General features: G+C 70.3%; 14 protein-coding genes and 1 pseudogene. 5 read left to right on the forward strand and 10 right to left on the reverse strand.

The features are described from left to right. Positions 1-107: 107 nt before the first annotated feature. Both ACGFIV_RS10290 and ACGFIV_RS10295 read left to right on the forward strand, forming a co-directional pair. Complete coding sequence (locus tag ACGFIV_RS10290) at positions 108-1,133, forward strand: ATP-binding cassette domain-containing protein (RefSeq protein ID WP_358555115.1); 1,026 nt, start codon at positions 108-110, stop codon at positions 1,131-1,133. Next, positions 1,130-1,966 (forward strand): ABC transporter permease, encoded by an 837-nt coding sequence (locus ACGFIV_RS10295; protein WP_358555113.1) that lies wholly within the window; start codon positions 1,130-1,132, stop codon positions 1,964-1,966. The genes ACGFIV_RS10290 and ACGFIV_RS10295 overlap by 4 nt, the downstream gene beginning before the upstream one ends. Before the next feature lie 1,689 nt (positions 1,967-3,655). Here the strand turns inward: ACGFIV_RS10295 and ACGFIV_RS10300 are convergent. The 6 genes and pseudogenes from ACGFIV_RS10300 to ACGFIV_RS10325 all read right to left on the reverse strand — a co-directional run. Continuing rightward, positions 3,656-5,026: pseudogene (locus ACGFIV_RS10300) on the reverse strand (ATP-binding protein); the annotation flags it as partial. A gap of 185 nt (positions 5,027-5,211) precedes the next feature. Next, the gene (locus ACGFIV_RS10305) at positions 5,212-5,739 is read right to left on the reverse strand and encodes a S26 family signal peptidase (RefSeq protein ID WP_358555110.1); all 528 of its coding nucleotides are present in this window, start codon (positions 5,737-5,739) and stop codon (positions 5,212-5,214) included. Continuing rightward, positions 5,736-7,568 carry an ABC transporter ATP-binding protein gene (locus ACGFIV_RS10310; RefSeq protein ID WP_392833775.1) on the reverse strand — a complete coding sequence of 611 codons (1,833 nt, stop codon included), beginning with the start codon at positions 7,566-7,568 and terminating at the stop codon, positions 5,736-5,738. The genes ACGFIV_RS10305 and ACGFIV_RS10310 overlap by 4 nt, the downstream gene beginning before the upstream one ends. Then, positions 7,565-8,107 carry a TlpA disulfide reductase family protein gene (locus ACGFIV_RS10315; RefSeq protein ID WP_358555104.1) on the reverse strand — a complete coding sequence of 181 codons (543 nt, stop codon included), beginning with the start codon at positions 8,105-8,107 and terminating at the stop codon, positions 7,565-7,567. The genes ACGFIV_RS10310 and ACGFIV_RS10315 overlap by 4 nt, the downstream gene beginning before the upstream one ends. Continuing rightward, on the reverse strand, positions 8,107-8,613 hold the full coding sequence (locus ACGFIV_RS10320) for a MauE/DoxX family redox-associated membrane protein (protein ID WP_358555101.1): 507 nt from the start codon (positions 8,611-8,613) through the stop codon (positions 8,107-8,109). The genes ACGFIV_RS10315 and ACGFIV_RS10320 overlap by 1 nt, the downstream gene beginning before the upstream one ends. Before the next feature lie 69 nt (positions 8,614-8,682). Continuing rightward, entirely contained in the window at positions 8,683-8,847 is a 165-nt protein-coding gene (locus ACGFIV_RS10325; RefSeq protein WP_358555098.1) for a hypothetical protein, read from the reverse strand. A 205-nt stretch (positions 8,848-9,052) separates the two neighbouring features. On the opposite strand from ACGFIV_RS10325, the gene ACGFIV_RS10330 reads away from it, so the two are divergent. Next, on the forward strand, positions 9,053-11,902 hold the full coding sequence (locus ACGFIV_RS10330) for a tetratricopeptide repeat protein (RefSeq protein WP_392833779.1): 2,850 nt from the start codon (positions 9,053-9,055) through the stop codon (positions 11,900-11,902). A 31-nt stretch (positions 11,903-11,933) separates the two neighbouring features. Here ACGFIV_RS10330 and ACGFIV_RS10335 read toward each other — a convergent pair whose 3' ends face one another. Continuing rightward, on the reverse strand, positions 11,934-12,287 hold the full coding sequence (locus ACGFIV_RS10335) for a hypothetical protein (protein ID WP_392833782.1): 354 nt from the start codon (positions 12,285-12,287) through the stop codon (positions 11,934-11,936). Between the two features lie 342 nt (positions 12,288-12,629). Here ACGFIV_RS10335 and ACGFIV_RS10340 point away from each other — a divergent pair, with 342 nt between their 5' ends. After that, on the forward strand, positions 12,630-12,821 hold the full coding sequence (locus ACGFIV_RS10340) for a hypothetical protein (RefSeq protein WP_392833784.1): 192 nt from the start codon (positions 12,630-12,632) through the stop codon (positions 12,819-12,821). A 70-nt stretch (positions 12,822-12,891) separates the two neighbouring features. Here the strand turns inward: ACGFIV_RS10340 and ACGFIV_RS10345 are convergent, their stop codons facing one another. Then, positions 12,892-14,055 (reverse strand): acyl-CoA dehydrogenase family protein, encoded by a 1,164-nt coding sequence (locus tag ACGFIV_RS10345; RefSeq protein WP_358555086.1) that lies wholly within the window; start codon positions 14,053-14,055, stop codon positions 12,892-12,894. 175 nt (positions 14,056-14,230) lie between these two features. Here ACGFIV_RS10345 and ACGFIV_RS10350 point away from each other — a divergent pair, with 175 nt between their 5' ends. After that, complete coding sequence (locus ACGFIV_RS10350; protein WP_358555084.1) at positions 14,231-15,550, forward strand: UDP-glucose/GDP-mannose dehydrogenase family protein; 1,320 nt, start codon at positions 14,231-14,233, stop codon at positions 15,548-15,550. A 12-nt stretch (positions 15,551-15,562) separates the two neighbouring features. Here the strand turns inward: ACGFIV_RS10350 and purE are convergent, their stop codons facing one another. Beyond that, positions 15,563-16,090: a 5-(carboxyamino)imidazole ribonucleotide mutase gene (gene purE, locus ACGFIV_RS10355; protein WP_358555081.1), complete on the reverse strand. Its 528-nt coding sequence runs from the start codon at positions 16,088-16,090 to the stop codon at positions 15,563-15,565. Further along, complete coding sequence (locus tag ACGFIV_RS10360; RefSeq protein WP_358555078.1) at positions 16,090-17,259, reverse strand: 5-(carboxyamino)imidazole ribonucleotide synthase; 1,170 nt, start codon at positions 17,257-17,259, stop codon at positions 16,090-16,092. The genes purE and ACGFIV_RS10360 overlap by 1 nt, the downstream gene beginning before the upstream one ends. Between the last annotated feature and the right edge of the window lie 15 nt (positions 17,260-17,274).

Here is a 17,274-nt window from a genome sequence, read left to right on the forward strand (position 1 = left end):
CGTAGCGACCCGCTACCAGGGCACCTGGGAAAACAATCCGATCACGGGGATGAGCGGTGAAACCCGGTCGAGGGTGCCGTGAAACCGGCGCCACCGAGAGTGAGGCCATGAGCATCACAGAACTCGGACGAACCGGGGGCGGCCCGGCCCCCGACGGGGGCACTGATCTGGCCGTACATGCGGAAGGGCTGGTGAAGACGTTCGGCGGGCACCGTGCCGTCGACGGGATCGACCTGGACGTACGCCCAGGTGAGATCTTCGGCGTCCTTGGCCCGAACGGCGCCGGCAAGACCACCATGCTACGGATGCTGGCCACCCTGTTGAAGATCGACGCGGGCCGTGCCGAGATCTTCGGGGTCGACGTGGCCGGCAATCCGCACGTGATCCGCCAGCTCGTCGGCGTCACCGGACAGTACGCGTCGGTCGACGAGAACCTGACGGCCCGCGAGAACCTCTGGCTTTTCAGTCGCCTGCAGGGCATCGCCGCGCCGCGCGCCCGGCGCATCGCCACCGAACTGCTGGGTCAGTTCGGCCTGGAGGACGCCGCCAACAAGCCGATCTCGCAGTTCTCCGGCGGCATGCGCCGGCGTCTCGACCTGGCGGCCAGCCTGATCACCAGGCCACCGCTGATCTTCCTCGACGAGCCGACCACCGGTCTCGATCCGCGCACGCGCGGCCAGATGTGGGACACCATCCGCGGTCTGGTCGCCGATGGCTGCACGGTGCTGCTGACCACGCAATATCTGGACGAGGCCGACCAGCTCGCCGATCGCGTCGCCGTCATCGACCACGGCCGCAAAGTCGCCGAGGGCACCCCCGACGAGTTGAAGACCGCGGTCGGCAACTCCGCCCTCCAGTTGCTGCTCGCCGAGCCGGGCGCGGTGCCCGCCGCCGTGGAGGTCGTGCGGCGCGTCCTCGGCTCCGACCCGATCCTCGGCCCGGAGCAGGGCCGCCTCAACGTCGCCCTCGACCAGGCCGACCTGGCCGCGGACGTACTGATCGCGCTTCGCGCCGCCGGGGTGTCCATCTCCTCGGTGAGCGTGGCCAAGCCCAGCCTGGACGAGGTGTTCCTCGCCCTCACCGGCCATGAGACGGACGGGGACGACAAGACCGGCATCGAGGAGAACCGATGAGCACCATGACCGCACCCGCCCGCGAGGCGGTACGGGCCGCCGACCGCGTGGCCGCCGCCCGGCGGCGCGTCTCCATGGGGGAGACGCTCGGCCAGACCCTGATGATGGCGTGGCGGGCGCTCAAGAAGATGCGCCGCAACCCGGAGCAGTTCTTCGACGTGGCGCTGCAGCCGATCCTGTTCACCGCGATGTTCGCCTTCATCTTCGGCGGCGCCATCGCCGGCGACGTGGAAAGCTACCTTCCCCTGATGATCCCCGGCATCCTCGCCCAGACCGTGCTGACGACGTGCATGGCCACGGGCACGCAGCTCCGCGAAGACATGGAGAAGGGTGTCTTCGATCGGTTCAAGTCGCTGCCGATCGCCCGGATCGCGCCGCTCGCCGGCCCGATGGTGGCCGACCTGCTGCGCTATACGATCGCGGCCACCCTGACCTTCTCCATGGGCCTGGTGCTGGGCTACCGCCCGGGCGGCGGAGCGGGCGGCGTGCTCGCCGCGATCCTGCTGGCGATCTTCACGGGCTGGTCGCTGGCGTGGGTCTTCACCTGGGTCGGCACGATCGCCCGGAGCGCCCAGGCCGTGCAGGGCATCTCCATGATGATCTTGTTCCCCTTGACGTTCCTGTCGAACGCGTTCGTCCCCGTCGAGACCCTGCCCGACTGGCTGGCCGCGTTCGTACGGATCAACCCGGTCTCACACCTGGTCACGGCCGCCCGCGACCTCGCCAACAACGCCCTCGTCAGCGGAGAGGTGGCCTGGACGCTCCTGGCGTGCCTGATCGTCATCGCGATCTTCGCGCCGCTGTCGGTACGCAGCTACAAACGGCACATGTGACCTCCGCCCGTCACGGCCGGAAACCTGCTCGACGAGACGCCGCGCCTCGCCGAGCAGGTCGGAGCCGCGTCGGTCGCCGTACTCGGCCCGCACGGCGGCGATCATCCCGGGCGCGGCCCGCTCCGCGTACGGTTCGATCCGCTCGAAGGCCATGCTGGGCATGCTGCTGTTGTACGCGAACCGCTCGGCCAGCACCAGCAACCCGATCGCGTCGCCGGGGGCCATGGCTACCCGAAGCAACCCCCAGGCGCCGAGCGCGAAGAGCACCGAGCCGCACAGCGGGTAGTCGAGGACGGGGTTTCCCGAAGCCAGCAGGTCGTGGTCCCGGACTGCGGAGAACAACTCCTCGCCGTACCGGACGTCTTCCGGCGGGGCGTGGTACGCGTACGCCGTCAGGGTGACCGACACCGCGATCATCATCCACGGCGTGAACTCCGCGAGCGGGACTCCGGGCAGGCGCAGATCGCGTGCCCGCTGGACGGCCAGGCGGTACTCCGCGAGCGCGGCGGCCGTCTCACCGCGGGCGAGGGCGAGCTCGGCCGCGCTCAGCGAGGCGATCGCCATCCCGCCGAGCACCGTCTCGTTGTCGTTGATCCGGGTGATCTCGGCGAGCTCGGCCTCCGCGGTGCCGAGGTCGCCGTCGGCGAGCGCGGAGGTCAGCAGCAACGCGCGTAGCTGGGTCTCGTCGTCGTTGGCGCCGAGCCGGGTCAGCACCGGGATGGCGGTCCGCGCGTGCTCGACGGCCCGGCGGCGGTCGCCGAGCTGCCTGACCAGGTGGGCCAGCACGGCGTGCATGATCGCGGCGAGCCACGGCCCCTCGTCCTCGCGGAGCATCGTCAGGGTCCGCTCGGCGGCCTCGATCGCCCCGGCCACGTCACCCGCGTTCTCCAGGACGTGGACACTCATCTGCGTGGCCGTCAAGGCGACGTCAGGATCGGGGCTCCGGCACAGTTCCGCCAGCCGGCGACGCACCTCGGAGCCGTCGGCCGCGTCGCACGCGAGCAGCACCGTGGCCATCGCCGCCACGCGGGGATCCGTCGTCTCACCGGCGGGCAGCGTGCGGAGGAGATCGCGCAACGGATCGCCGCGGCGATCAATGAGGACCGCGATGTTCATGAGCGTGATCATCGTGGCGGCCCTGGTCACCTCCACAAGGTACGGCGGTGGCGTCCAGCCGGTGATCACCTGGGTGATCGCGTCCCAGTGGACGAGGATCCGGGAGTGGTCGCCACGGATCGACCACAGCGCGCCGACGCCGGCCAGCAACTGGACGGTCGTCACGGGATCGGACTCGCTGAGAGCCTGCCGGAGCAGATCGGCGAGGTTGCTCTCCTCGGCGTGCAACGCGTCGACCGCCGCGAACTGCGCAGGGCCGAACAGCTCGAAGGCGTGTTCGTGAGCGTACTCCGTCGCCCAGGCCCGCTGCGCCGCCCGGGCGGGCGCCTCCTCGCCGGCCTCCTTCAGCCTCATCCGCCCGAACTCCCTGACGGTCTCCAGCATCCGGTAGCGGAGGCCGTACGTCGTCTCGCGGACGCTCACCATCGACTGCTCGGTCAGCACGTCCACGACGTGCAGGGCCTCCGGGCCGAGTACGTGCTCGGCCGCGTCCAGCGTGAAACCGTCGCCGAACAGCGACAACCATCGCAACGCCCGCCGTTCTGGCTCGTCCAGCAGATTCCACGACCAGTCGATGACCGCCAGCAGCGTCTGGTGCCGGTCGGGGGCCATACGGTTCCCGCCGCGCAGCAGGGCGAACCGGTCCGCCAGGCGCCGCGCGATCTCCTCCACCGACATCACCCGCACCTTGGCCGCGGCCAGCTCGATCGCGAGCGGCAGGCCGTCGAGGCGGGCGACGACCTGCTCGACCACCTCCTCAGCGATCCGCACACCTGGACGGGCGGCCGTGGCGCGCTGGCGGAACAACTCCACCGCGTCGCCCGTGGGCAGCTCGCCGAGCAGGTAGACGCGTTCGGCGGGGATCGACAAGGGGGCGCGCGAGGTGATCAGCACCCGCAGGTCGCGGGTCGTCACGGTCAGGAACGCCACCAGATCGGCGACAGCCTCGATCACGTGCTCGCAGTTGTCCAGGATCAGCAGCGCCGGAGTCTGGTCGAGATGCTGGGCGATCCGGGCGCGAACGTCGGAGCGCTGCTCGGCGGTCAGGGCACGGCGCCCGCTGACCGAGTCCCGGACCCCGAGCGCCGAGCCCACCTCGCCCACCACGCCCTCCGGCGAGGAGACGCCGACGAGTTCGACGAAGTGGGCGACGGGCTGCGCGGCGTTCCTGCCGACGACATGAGCCAGCCGCGTCTTGCCCAGCCCGCCAGGGCCGATGATGGAGACCGCCCGGTTGGTCTGCAACAGGGCGTGTACCGCACGAATATCGCCGTCGCGGCCGAGCAGCGAGGAACCATCGAACAGGATGCCCTCACGCACCGGCCGATCGGCCAGGAGGAGTTCGGCGTACACGCGGGCGAGCTCAGGCCCTGGTTCGGTGCCGAGCCGCGCGACCAGGCCCGCGCGATACCGCTCGTAGCGCTCCAGGGCGGCGCCGGCGCCGCGTACGGCGGCCTCGCTGCGCAGCAGGCAGGCGAGCAGCTCCTCGTCGTGCGGCCGATCGGCCGCGGCCTCTTCCAGCAGCGGCAGCGCGCCCTCGTGAGCGCCGCTCCGGCCCCGCGCGATCGCCGCCACCCGGCGCGCCTCGGCCACCCACCCCGCGGCGACGCCCCTCAGCTCGGCGAGTGGGCCCGTGGCGCCATCCATGCCGCCGGCCACGAGACCCATGGCCTCTTCGGCGTGGCGACGCGCGAGCTCCATGTCGTCTTCGCCCAGCGCGGCCCGTGCCTTCTCCACCAGCGCGCCGAGCAGCAGCGCGTCCACCTGACCGGCGGGCAGCCCGAGCCGGTAACCACGCGGGAGCCGCACCACCACGTCGGCGCAGGTCGCCGCCCTGGTCCGCGAGACGACCACCTGCAGCGCCTTCGTCGGGTTGGCCGGCGCCTCGTCGGGCCACAACTCCTCGACCAGGCGCTCGTCACTGAGCCCCCCACGCCCGTGCATGGCGAGTACGGCCAGCAGGGTCTGCGCGCGATCACCGACCACGCGCGCACCCTGCCAGCGCACTCCATCGAGCAGAACCAGTGCGGGGGACACACCCCCAGCTTACGAACCTGGCCTCGGCGGGCGAATCCTTCGCCAGACCGGCCGTGGTCATCACACTCGGCCTCGCCAGATTCGTCGGGCGATCACTCCTCGCGGGAGGCGAGGTGGTCGGTGCGCGAGCCCGCCATGGCCCCGTGGGGCTTATCCCCTTCGGACGGTTCCCGTCCGGGCAGCCGCCGGATCACGACGCCGACGAAGCGGTCGTGGCACACCAGACCGTAGTGCCGGGAGTCCCAGCTGGTCGCACGGTTGTCGCCCAGCACGACGAGAGCTCCGCGCGGCACCACCGTGCCTGCCACTTCGTGGACATCCGGATGCTCCCATGCGACAGGCACCTGATCACCCGGCACGGCCACGGCCCGCTTGATGAGGAGCGGGCGGTCCCGCTCGGGTACGGGCTCTTCGGTGTGCGGCCCGCCGGGGTAGACGAAGACCACTATCTGTCCCGCGCGGACGCGCTTCGTCCTGCGGACCAGCAGGCGGTCGCCCGGTCGCAGCGTCGGTTCCATGCTCGTACCGTGGACGGTCGTGGCCAGGAAGCCGCGGCGGGCCCAGAGCGCCAGCAGGCCGACGGCCAGCAGCATCCCGGCGGCCGGAAGAGCGAGCTTCACAGAGCCTCCTGGTATCCGGCGGCCTGGAGCCGGAAGAGCCTGGCGTAGCTGCCGCCGGCGGCGAGCAGGACCTCGTGCGACCCGTGTTCGGTGATCCGTCCGTCGTCGAGGACGGCGATGTAGTCGGCGTCGCGGACGGCGCTGAGCCGATGCGAGATCAGCAGGCTGGTCCGGCCCTCGCGGTACTCCCGCATGCCGGTGTGGATCTCGTGTTCGGCCTCCGGATCCAGGCCGGAGCTCGGCTCGTCGAGGATCATCAGATCCCTGTCGTTCCGCACGAAGGCCCGGGCGAGCGCGAGCCGCTGCCATTGACCGCCGGACAGGACGACGCCGACCGCCGGATCATCCTTGTCATCCCCGATCATGAAGATGCGGGTGAGGGGCGTGCCGTAACCCCGGGGAAGGGCGGCGAGCGTGTCGTGCAGCCCGGCACGTGCGGCCGCCTCCTCGATGCGTCCCTGGTCATGCCGTGTGCTCAGGTCGCCGAGGACGATGTTGTCGCGGGCCGTCATGTCGTAGTTCATGTGGTCCTGGAACACGGCGCTGATCCGCTCACGCAGCATGGCCGGGGGGATGTCGCGCAGATCCGTTCCATCCCACAAGATCTGACCTCGGGTCGGGTCGTACATCCGGCACAGCAGCTTGACCAGCGTGCTCTTTCCCGCGCCGTTCAGCCCGACGAGTGCGACAGCGCATCCGTGCGGGATGGTCAGGTTCACCCCACGCAGAACCCAGGGATGGTCGTCGCTGTAGCGGAACCACACGTCCCGCAGTTCGACGCCCTGCCGCAGCGGCGGCGCGTGCCCATGCTCCGCGTGCGGCAGGTCCGGTTCGGCCGTTACGACGGCGACGTAGTGGGTGAAGGCGAGCAGCCTCGCCTGCCAGCCGGAGATCGACGACGTCAGCGTCCCCAGGGCGGACTGCACGCCGCCGACGGCCGCGAGGAACATGGAGACGTCTCCGATGCTCAGCTCGCCGCGCCGTGCAGCGGCGATCGCCCACCACAGGCCGGCCCCGGCGACCCCCGCGCCCAGCACCGTCAGTCCGGCCTGGGTGCGGAGTTCCCGCAGGTCCATCCGCCGGATCGCCGTGTTCGCCGACAGTCGTTCGCCGATCATCCGGGCGCGCAGGAACGCCCCGATGCCGAAAAGGCGGATCTCCGTGGCCGCGGCTACCCCGGTGAGCAGCTGGCTATAGAAGAACTCCCGCCGGTAGTACTGTTCGACGTTCCATTCCGTGCTCGCTCGGCGCCGTGCGAGATACAGCTCGGCGACGAGGGCGGGAATGGCGGCCAGGAGCACCACCATGGTCATCGCCGGGCTGAGGATGAGCAGGGATGCCACGAAACCGACGAGGGAGAGCACGCCTCCGAGACCGTTGCCGATGCCGTCCACCAACTCGGCGATGCGACCGGTGGCCCCCTGGGCCAGCCGGAGGCGATCATGGAAGGACGAATCCTCGAAGGTGCGCAGCCCGACCTGGCGTTCGACCGCCACGAACAGCCGCTCGATGGCGGCCAGGTTGGCGGCCCTGCCGATGTGGGCTCGAAGGTGGCGGAGCATCGCCGGGAGGACGGCGGCTCCCAGTCCGGTGCCGGCCAGTCCGAGCGCGAGTCCCGCGACCGCGCCGTCCGGAGCCGTCAATCGGTCGATCACCAGCTTGGTCAGCCACGCGGTCGCGATCGGCGCCGCGGCCGCGACGAAGGTCAGCAGCAGGAGCACCGCCACATCAACCGATGCCGCCCGCCAGATGATCGAGAGGGCCTCGGTGATGGAGGCGCGCTGCTCTCGCAGGCTGATGCGCAGATCCCTCTTCTCTACGGCGCTCACCGCCGCCCCTTGCCCGCGACCCTGTCGTCCCGGTCCGGGAGGGGCAATTCCTCCATGCGAGTGCCCACGGCGACGATCCGGTGGTCGTCGCCGATGAGGTAGAGCATGGGGGTCCACGTGTTCTGGAACGCGCGCGCCACCGCTCCGCCGTCGCGGTCGGCCACGACGACCCGGGCGACAAGTGTGAGGGCCCGTACCGCCGCCTCGTCGTCGCCGCCGAACACCGCCAGCACGTTCTCGCGCCCCAGCTTCCGCGCATGCTCGACGAAACGCGGCAGCAGCCGGTGGCAGGGTTCGCAGCCGGAGGAGAAGAAGCCCACCACCCCGGTCAAGGTGGCGGCGGACACCAGCTCGCCGTCAGTGGTGACGGCCGTGAACTCCCCGATGGAAGAGCGCGGTCCCAGCGCGGACGGCGCCCCCGCTGGGACGTCCGCCTGGACGGCCTGCGCTCGCAGCCGGCGCAGGACCCCGATCATTAGCGCCAGGTTCAGCAGGCACAGCACACCGAGCAACACCACGGCGGCGGCAAGGTAGGGCATCAGGAGCTCCTCGCGAACAGGTCGACGACGTCGTCGAACGAAATGATCAGCATCGCTCCGGCGACGCCTGCCGTGACCGCCACCGCCAGACCGGCCGGAGCCGGAAGGCCCTGCGGCGCGAGCCCGCCGAGGACCGTACTGATCAACAGCGCGCCGTTACGGACGAGGTGACGGTGACCGACGGGCTCACTGGACGCGCCGAAGCACTGGCACGCAGCCTGCCGCCCCCGTCGTAGGACGCCGGCGATCGCGGCGGTGAACGCCGTGAGCAGGGCGCACGCGAGCGCGAAGCCGTACGAGGTCGCCCGGGGCACCGCCAGGAGGATCGGGGTCGCCGTCTCCGCGGCGACGACGACCAGGGCCAGCGGCCGGACCAGGCGGGCCCTGACCGGGACGAGCGTTGGAAGGGACCGGGCGAACCCCCTGAAATCCCGCAGCTTCGACACTGCGGAGGCCGCGAAGACCACCGCGATCAGGGTGGCGCACGCCGCCCTCACGTACTCCATGCCCATGTCACTCCTCGCGGGAAGCCCGGGTGGCGGCGTGGCGCCGCCACCCGGTGTCGTCACAGCCGGTCAGCAGGGGCCGACGTAGGTCCAGGAACAGCCGGTCTGCGCACAGCACTCGCGCCACCAGAGGCCCGGATGGCCGGCCGCGTTGCACACGTCGCGGTAGTCACAGGCGGACGCGGTGGCCTTGGGGACGATCCGATCGATCATCCGGTCGATGAGACGGCTCACGATTTTCTCCTTCGCGTTTCGGACCGAAGTCGCCGATCACGCTTCCGGCGGTTCGGTCCGTACTTCGTCCCCCGTGAACCCGGTTGACACGGGGCGATCACGGGTTCAGCATCGGCCAGGAAAGTGGCCGAAACGCTGCAGATTTCTTAATCACCTGGTCAACGGGAGATCAGGCGGAGCTCGCGCTTACGGGGGAGAGAGCATCGTGGAGTTACGCATGCTGGGCCCGATGGAGTTATGGACGGCGGGTCGGCCGGTGGATCTCGGACCTCCGCGGCAGCGGGCCGTGTGGGCGGCCGTGGCGGTGGACACCCCACGGCCGGTGCCCGTGGAGACCTTGGTCGATCGGGTGTGGGGCGAGGCTCCGCCGGAGCGGGCACGGCACACGCTCCATGTCTATCTGGCCAGGATGCGGCGGGTGCTGGAGCAGGTGAGCACCGGCGAGGAAGGATCGGCGCGGCTCAGGCGCCGCAGCGGAGGGTACGTGCTGGACGTCGATCCCGACAGCATCGACCTGCACCGCTTCAGGCGCCTCGTCGGACAGGCGCGAATCGGGAAATGCGCGGAGACGGAGGAGGCCGGGCTGCTGCGGCAGGCTCTGGGGCTGTGGCGGGGCGCCCCCCTTTGCGGCATCGAAGGCGACTGGGCGGACCGCGTGCGACAGGCATGGCACCAGCAGCACCTCGACACGGCGGTGCGCTGGGCGCAGGCGGAACTACGCCTGGGCGAAGCGGCCACGGTCATCGGCCCACTCGCCGACCTGCTGCTGGAGAACCCCTTGGCGGAGCCGTTGGTCACGGCGCTGATGCGTGCCCTGCACGCCGCCGGACGCATCCCGGAGGCTCTGGACTGCTACGACACGTTTCGGCGACGGATGGCCGACCAACTCGGCCTAGACCCCGGAAAGGAACTGCGCGAGCTGCACCGGGCGCTCCTGTGCGGGAACGGAGCGGAATCCGGACCGGCACCCGCACCGCCGACGGCGGCCGAAACCGGCACGGCTTCACCGGCGACCGCGGACGCCCGGACCGCGCCCCCGGCGCAACTCCCTCTGGACGTGCGCGGGTTCACCGGGCGCGACACCGAGATCGCCGAACTAGACGCGATTCTCGCCCGCGCTGCCGACCAGCCCACCGCGGTCCTCATCGCGACGCTGTCGGGCACGGCGGGCGTGGGAAAGACGGCTCTGGCGGTGCACTGGGCCCACAGGGCCTCCGCACGGTTCCCCGACGGCCAGCTCTACGTCAACCTCCGCGGATTCGCCCCGAACAGGCCGGCGATGACACCGGGCGAAGCACTTGGCGGATTCCTGCACGCCCTGGCCGTCCCGGTCTCAAACCTGCCGTCCGACGTGGACAGGCAGACGGCGCTGTACCGGAGTTTGCTCGCCCGGCGCCGAATGCTTGTGGTGCTGGACAACGCCCGAGATGCCGAGCAGGTACGACCACTGCTGCCCGGGGCACCCGGCAGCATGGTGCTGGTGACCAGCCGCAACCAGCTCACCAGCCTCGTCGCCGTGGAAGGCGCCCATCCGCTCGCCTTGGATCCGCCGGCCGCCGGCGAAGCGCGGCAACTGCTGGCGCGGCGCCTGGGCCCCGAGCGCGCCGCCGCCGAACCCGATGCGATGGACGAGATCATCACCTGGTGCGCGCGGCTGCCCCTGGCCCTGGCGATCGTGGCCGCCCGAGCCGCCGGACATCCAGCCTCCCCGCTTTCGGTGTTCGCCGACGAGCTGCGCGACGAGCGCGGGCGGCTGGACCTCCTCAGCGCGGGGGACGAGGCCGGCGAGGTCCGCGCGGTCTTCTCCTGGTCGTACCGCACTCTGGGGCCCGCCGCGGCCCGCGTCTTCCGTCTGCTCGGGCTGACCGCGGGCGCCGACATCGCCACGGCGGCCGCGGCGAGTCTCGCCGGGGTCACGTCGGAGACGGCGCGCGGCCTGCTCGCCGAGTTGACCGCGGCGGGCCTGGTCACCGAGCACCGGCCCGGCCGGTTCACCTCGCACGACCTGCTCCGGGCGTACAGCGCCGAGCTCTCCCTGCAGGACGATGCCGCCGAGGGGTACGCGGCGACACACCGGCTACTCGACCATTACCTGCACACCGCCCAGACGGCGGCCATGTCGCTCAATCCTCACCGCGACCCGGTGGTGGTGGCGCGACCCGGGCCGGGAGTGACACGGGGTGATGTGCCGGATTCCGAGCGGGCGACGCACTGGTTCGCCGCTGAGCACCAGAACCTGCTCGCGGCCGTGCGGCACGCGCACCGATCAGGGTTCGACGTCCACGCCTGGCAACTGGCCTGGACCACGACCGAGTTCCTGGAACGCCGGGGGCACTGGACCGACCGCATGACCGTACAGCTCATAGCACTGGAGGCCACGAGGCGTCTCGGCGACCGGACCGGTCAGATCAGAGTGCTCCGCGTCCTCGGCACCGCCTGCGCACAGCTCGGCCGCTTCGATGAAGCGCGTGCCCACCTGGGGGAGGCGCTGGAACTGGCCACCGGACACGGCGACGACACCGCTCGCGCCAACGTGCACATCAGTCTCGCACTGGCGCTGGAGGGACAAGGCGACTACCGCACGGCGCTGGACCACGCCTCGGAGGCCCTGCTTCTGTTCCGATCGGCAGACCACGTCACCGGGCAGGCGAACGCGCTCAACATGGTCGGCTGGTGCCGCACCCGTGTGGGGGACTACGCCGAGGCCCTCGCCTCGGGCGAGCAGGCCCTCATCCTGCAGCGGCAGATCGGCTCTCGGTACGGCCAGGCGGGCACGCTGGACAGCATCGGCTACGCCCATCACCACCTCGGCCGCTTCGACGAAGCGATCGACTGCTTCCAGCAGGCCCTCGCCGTGTTCCAGGAGGTGGGTGCCCGCTCGTTCCAAGCCGCCGTCCTCACCCACCTCGGCGACACATACGCCGCGACAGGTGACATCGCCCAGGCCCGTGACCGCTGGCAGGAGGCCCTGACGATCCTCGACGAACTCAACGACGCGGACGCGGACGCGCTCCGGGAGCGGATCGTGAAACACTTCGGCAGCGGCGCGACCTGAGTTTGGAGTACACGGATGAGCTGGATCGGGCTTACGGACGGAGGCAGTCCATCTGTGGGTCGTAGCACACGAGTCCATGCTCTTCTGCGAGCTGGGCGGCGAAGGCCGATGCCTCGTCCGCCACACTCCACCGCAACGGGAAGTAGATCATCGATCCGGAGGCTTCACCCAGCAGCGGGCCTGTTGACCATGGGCTGTCTTCCCCTTCGTCAGTGGTGATGTCAGGCCAGCGGCGAAGCAGAGCTTCCACGTACGCGCGAATTCGCAGTGTTGGTGCTGAGCTGTCGTCTGCCTCCAGATACGCCATCAGCTCTTCGTACTTTGCTGCCAGCGCCTTCGTAGTGGAAGGCCGTTCGCCTTCCCAGACTGCCAAGTCATAGCTCATGGGCGGCAGCATTTCGGATCGTCGTACCTACGAGCAAGGGAACGGACGGCCGGCGACTCACTCGGCCTTGGGCTCCTCGGGCTCCTCGGGCTCGGTGACGAAGGAACCCATGCCAGGTTCGGTGTGGATGAGGCCGTCTGCTCCGCGCACCCACAACCTGTTGTTCCGGTGGAACGATGACACGTTCATCAAAGCTCGGAGCTACAGGGAACTCGTGTGGAAGCCGGCCATCGCCCAAGCCGGAGTGATCCCGCAGCTGGAGAAGGATTCCAGGTTCTGTCAGCGGTTCGCCACGAGCCACAAGGAGGCTTACACCAGTTCCGGCACTACTACGCGAGTGTGATGCTCGCCGGTGGTGTGTCGGTCAAGGAGTTCGCCGAGTACCTCGGCCACGCGGACCTGGGATTCACCCTTCGCGTCTACGCCCACCTGATGCCGGGCTCACACGACCGTGCCCGCAAGGCGATAGACGATCGCCTGTTCCGTCCGCGCGCGGCGTCCCACGGAACAGGGACGGAACAGGCACCCTCCTAAGATCATCCACTGACATGACGAACCCGGTCCCGGAAACTCCCTCGGGACCGGGTTCTCGCTGTCCAGGGGCCTACTTGAGGAGCTGCCTGGCCATGACCATGCGCTGGATTTGGTTGGTGCCCTCGTAGATTTGGGTGATCTTGGCGTCGCGCATCATGCGTTCGACCGGGTAGTCGCGGGTGTAGCCGTAGCCGCCGAGGAGCTGGACGGCGTCGGTGGTGATCTCCATGGCGGCGTCGGAGGCGGCGCACTTGGCCGCGCTGGAGAAGAAGGTGAGGTCGGCGACCTTCTGGCCGTGCATGGCGAGCTCGGACTTGGCCGCCGCCGCGTACGTGAGCTGCCGGGCGGACTCCAGCTTCATCGCCATGTCGGCGATCATGAACTGCAGCCCCTGGAACTCGGCGATGGGCTTGCCGAACTGCTTGCGCTCCTTGACGTAGCCGATGGCGTAGTCGAGCGCGCCCTGGGCGATGCCGAGGGCCTGGGCGGCGATGGTGATGCGGGTGTGGTCGAGGGTCGCGAGGGCGGTCTTGAAGCCCGTGCCCTCCTCGCCGATCAGCCGGTCCGCCGGGATGTGGGCGTTCTCGAAGATGACCTGGCGGGTGGGCGAGCCCTTGATGCCGAGCTTCCTCTCCTTGGCGCCGAAGCTCACGCCCTCGTCGTCCTTCTCCACGACGAACGCGGAGATGCCCCGGGCGCCGGCCTGCGGGTCGGTGACCGCCATGACCGTGTAGAACTCCGACACACCCGCGTTGGTGATCCACATCTTGGTGCCGTTGAGCACGTAGTGGTCGCCGTCGCGGACCGCGCGCGTCTTCATCGCCGCGGCGTCGGAGCCGGCCTCGGGCTCCGACAGGGCGTACGAGAACATGCCCTCGCCGCGCGCCACGGGAGCCAGGTAACGCTGCTTGAGCTCCTCGGAGGCGGACAGCAGCAGCGGCACCGTGCCAAGCTTGTTCACGGCCGGGATAAGGGAGGACGACGCGCAGGCCCGCGCGACCTCCTCGATCACGATCACGGTCGCGAGCGCGTCGGCCCCCGCCCCGCCATACTGCTCAGGGATGTGTACGGCGTGCAGCTCGGCGGCGACGAGCGCCTTGTACGCCTCCCACGGGAACTCACCGTTCTCGTCGACGGCGGCGGCGTGCGGGGCGATCTTCTCATCGGAGAGGGCCCGCACGGTCTCACGCAGCATCTCGTGCTCTTCGGCGGGCGCGTACAGAGGGAAGCTCATGGACAAATACTAGGACGTCCAACAATACGGTGGCCGAAGCAGGGGTATATGGAAGTCACCCCTCTGGCGAAATGTCCTATTTGTACTGTTGCAGGAGGTAGGGGGGCCGGTAACATGCCTCGGCAACGTAACGGTAAAGATTGGGTCGACAGCCGTACATGGAAGGAGCACGCTCGTGTCCTATCGCCTGACGGTCCTGGGGACCGGATACTTGGGTGCCACGCACGCGGCGTGCATGGCCGCGCTGGGCTTCGAAGTGCTGGGGCTGGACGTGGACCCGGCCAAGGTCGCCAGCCTGCAGGCCGGCGAGCTTCCCATCCACGAGCCCGAGCTGGAGGAGTTGCTCCAGCGCGGGCTTGAGTCGGGCCGGCTACGCTTCACGACCTCCTACCAGGAGGCCGCCGAGTTCGGCGACGTGCACTTCGTCTGCGTGGGAACCCCGCAGAAGAAGGGCGAGTACGCGGCCGACGTGTCCTATCTGGACGCGGTCGTCGAGTCGCTCGCCCCGTACCTCGACCGCGAGTGCCTGGTCGTCGGCAAGTCGACCGTACCGGTCGGCACCGCCCAGCGCCTCGCCGACAAGCTCGTACGGCTCGCGCCCGCCGGCGAGCTGGTGGAGCTCGCGTGGAACCCCGAGTTCCTGCGCGAGGGCTTCGCCGTGCGGGACACCATGCATCCCGATCGCATCGTGCTCGGCCTCGTCTCGGACAAGGCCGAAAAGGTGATGCGCGAGGTGTATGAGCCCATGCTCTCGGAGGGCACCCCTCTGATCATCACCGACTACCCGACCGCCGAGCTGGTCAAGGTCGCGGCCAACGCCTTCCTGGCCACCAAGATCTCGTTCATCAACGCGATGGCCGAGGTCTGCGAGGCCGCGCACGCCGACGTCAAGGACCTCTCGCTCGCGCTGTCGTTCGACGAGCGCATAGGCGGCCGGTTTCTCAACCCGGGCCTCGGCTTCGGCGGCGGCTGCCTGCCCAAGGACATCCGGGCGTTCATGGCGCGCGCGGGCGAGCTGGGCGCCGACCAGGCGCTGACGTTCCTGCGCGAGGTGGACGCGATCAACATGCGCCGCCGGGCCCGCATGGTCGACCTGGCCCGCGAGCTGGCGGGCGGCTCGTTCCGCGGCTGTACGGTCGGCGTGCTCGGGGCGGCCTTCAAGCCCAACTCCGACGACATCCGCGACTCCCCGGCTCTCGACGTGGCCGTGAAGATCCGCGAGCAGGGCGGGAAGGTGACCGTCTACGACCCGGTGGCGCTCGCCAACGCCCGCAAGGCCCATCCGACCCTCGGCTTCGGCTCCTCGGCGCTGGACGCCGCGCGCGGCGCGCACGTCGTGCTGCTCCTGACCGAGTGGCAGGAGTTCATCGACCTCGACCCCGAGAAGCTCGGCGGCGTCGTGGCCGCCCGCAAGATCGTGGACGGCCGCAACGCGCTTGACGCCGAGACCTGGCGCGCCTCGGGCTGGCACTACCGCGCCCTGGGCCGCCCGTAGCCCAGACCTTTCTCAGCCCGTCGGGCCGGGGCTTCCCAGGGCCTCGGCCTCGGCACGGAGCCGGGCGCCCTTGGCGTGCGCCTGGTCCCTGAGTGCTGCCTGGAAGGCCGTCATCTTCGAGCGCAGCTCCTCGGAGGCGGCGGCGAGGACGCGCACGGCGAGCAGCCCGGCGTTGCGGGCCCCTCCGATCGCCACGGTGGCCACAGGCACGCCCGCGGGCATCTGCACGATGGACAGCAGCGAATCCATGCCGTCGAGGTACTTCAGCGGCACCGGAACGCCGATGACCGGGAGCGGGGTCACGGCCGCCAGCATGCCGGGAAGGTGGGCGGCTCCCCCGGCGCCCGCGATGATCACCCGGATTCCCCGGGACGCCGCCTGCTCGCCGTAGGCGATCATCTCCTGGGGCATGCGGTGCGCGGAGACCACGTCGGCCTCGAAGGGGACGCCGAACTCATCCAGCGCCTCGGCGGCGAGCCGCATCACCGGCCAGTCGGAGTCGCTGCCCATCACGATGCCGACCACGGGATCTCCGGTCATCAGACGTACTCTCCCGTGGCGAGGTGGACGGCGGCGTGGCGGGCGCGGGCCCGTACCTCGTCGAGGTCGGTGCCGAGCGCGGTGACGTGCCCGATCTTCCGGCCGGGCCGCACCTCCTTGCCGTAAAAGTGGATCTTCACGCCAGGGTCGTGGGCCATCACGTGCTCGTAGCGGCCGAAGACGCCGGGATCCTCCCCGCCGAGGACGTTGACCATGACCACGACGGGCGCGGCCGGGGCCGGGGAGCCCAGCGGCAGGTCGAGGACGGCGCGCAGGTGCTGCTCGAACTGGGAGGTGCGGGCGCCCTCGATGGTCCAGTGGCCGCTGTTGTGCGGGCGCATCGCCAGCTCGTTGACCACGATCCGGCCGCCCGGGAGCTGGAACATCTCCACCGCGAGCAGGCCGGTCACGCCGAGCTCGTTGGCGATCTTGAGCGCGGTGTGCTGCGCCACCGCGGCGGCCTCCGGGTCGAGGCCCGGCGCGGGCGCGATGACCTCGACGCAGATGCCGTCCCGCTGGACGGTCTCCACCACCGGGTAGCTGACCCCCTGGCCGTGCGGCGACCGCGCCACGAGCACGGCCAGCTCGCGCTCGAAGGGCACGAACGCCTCGGCCATCAGGTCGGTGCCGCTGGCCAGCACCTCCGTGGCCTCCTCCGCGGACGAGCAGATCCAGACGCCCCGGCCGTCGTAGCCGCCGCGCACCGCCTTGACCACGATGGGCCAGCCGTGCTCCTTGCCGAATCCCTCAAGGTCGTCGGCGGACGAGACCCGGGCCCAGGCGGGGCAGGGGACGCCGATCGCGGTGAGCCGCTCGCGCATCACGGCCTTGTCCTGCGCGTGCACGAGCGCCTCGGCCCCCGGGTGAACGGCGACGCCGTCGGCGGCGAGGGCCCGGATGTGGCCGGTCGGCACGTGCTCGTGGTCGAAGGTGATCGCGTCGCAGCCGGCGGCGAACTCGCGCAGCGCCGCGAGGTCGCGGTAGTCGCCGAGCCGCGTGTCGGCGATCACCCGGGCGGCGCTCTCGTCGAGGGAGTTGGCGAGGACGCGCAGCTCGACGCCGAGCGCGATGGCCGCCTGCTGGGTCATGCGGGCGAGCTGGCCCGCGCCGACCATGCCGACGACAGGCCCGATAGGAGGCGTTTCGCCCCTGGTCACAACACTGGTCACAAGCTCAAACCCTAC

Source organism: Sphaerisporangium sp. NPDC049003 (genome assembly GCF_043197795.1).
Lineage (GTDB): Bacteria > Actinomycetota > Actinomycetes > Streptosporangiales > Streptosporangiaceae > Sphaerisporangium.

Excerpts from the sequence above, each read along its gene's own strand:
- ACGFIV_RS10335 (WP_392833782.1), bottom strand. The coding sequence starts at position 12,287 with ATGAGCTATGACTTGGCAGTCTGGGAAGGCGAACGGCCTTCCACTACG.
- ACGFIV_RS10315 (WP_358555104.1), bottom strand. The coding sequence starts at position 8,107 with ATGCCCTACCTTGCCGCCGCCGTGGTGTTGCTCGGTGTGCTGTGCCTG.
- purE (WP_358555081.1), bottom strand. The coding sequence starts at position 16,090 with ATGACCGGAGATCCCGTGGTCGGCATCGTGATGGGCAGCGACTCCGAC.
- ACGFIV_RS10340 (WP_392833784.1), top strand. The coding sequence starts at position 12,630 with ATGCTCGCCGGTGGTGTGTCGGTCAAGGAGTTCGCCGAGTACCTCGGC.
- ACGFIV_RS10295 (WP_358555113.1), top strand. The coding sequence starts at position 1,130 with ATGAGCACCATGACCGCACCCGCCCGCGAGGCGGTACGGGCCGCCGAC.
- ACGFIV_RS10320 (WP_358555101.1), bottom strand. The coding sequence starts at position 8,613 with ATGGAGTACGTGAGGGCGGCGTGCGCCACCCTGATCGCGGTGGTCTTC.
- ACGFIV_RS10345 (WP_358555086.1), bottom strand. The coding sequence starts at position 14,055 with ATGAGCTTCCCTCTGTACGCGCCCGCCGAAGAGCACGAGATGCTGCGT.
- ACGFIV_RS10290 (WP_358555115.1), top strand. The coding sequence starts at position 108 with ATGAGCATCACAGAACTCGGACGAACCGGGGGCGGCCCGGCCCCCGAC.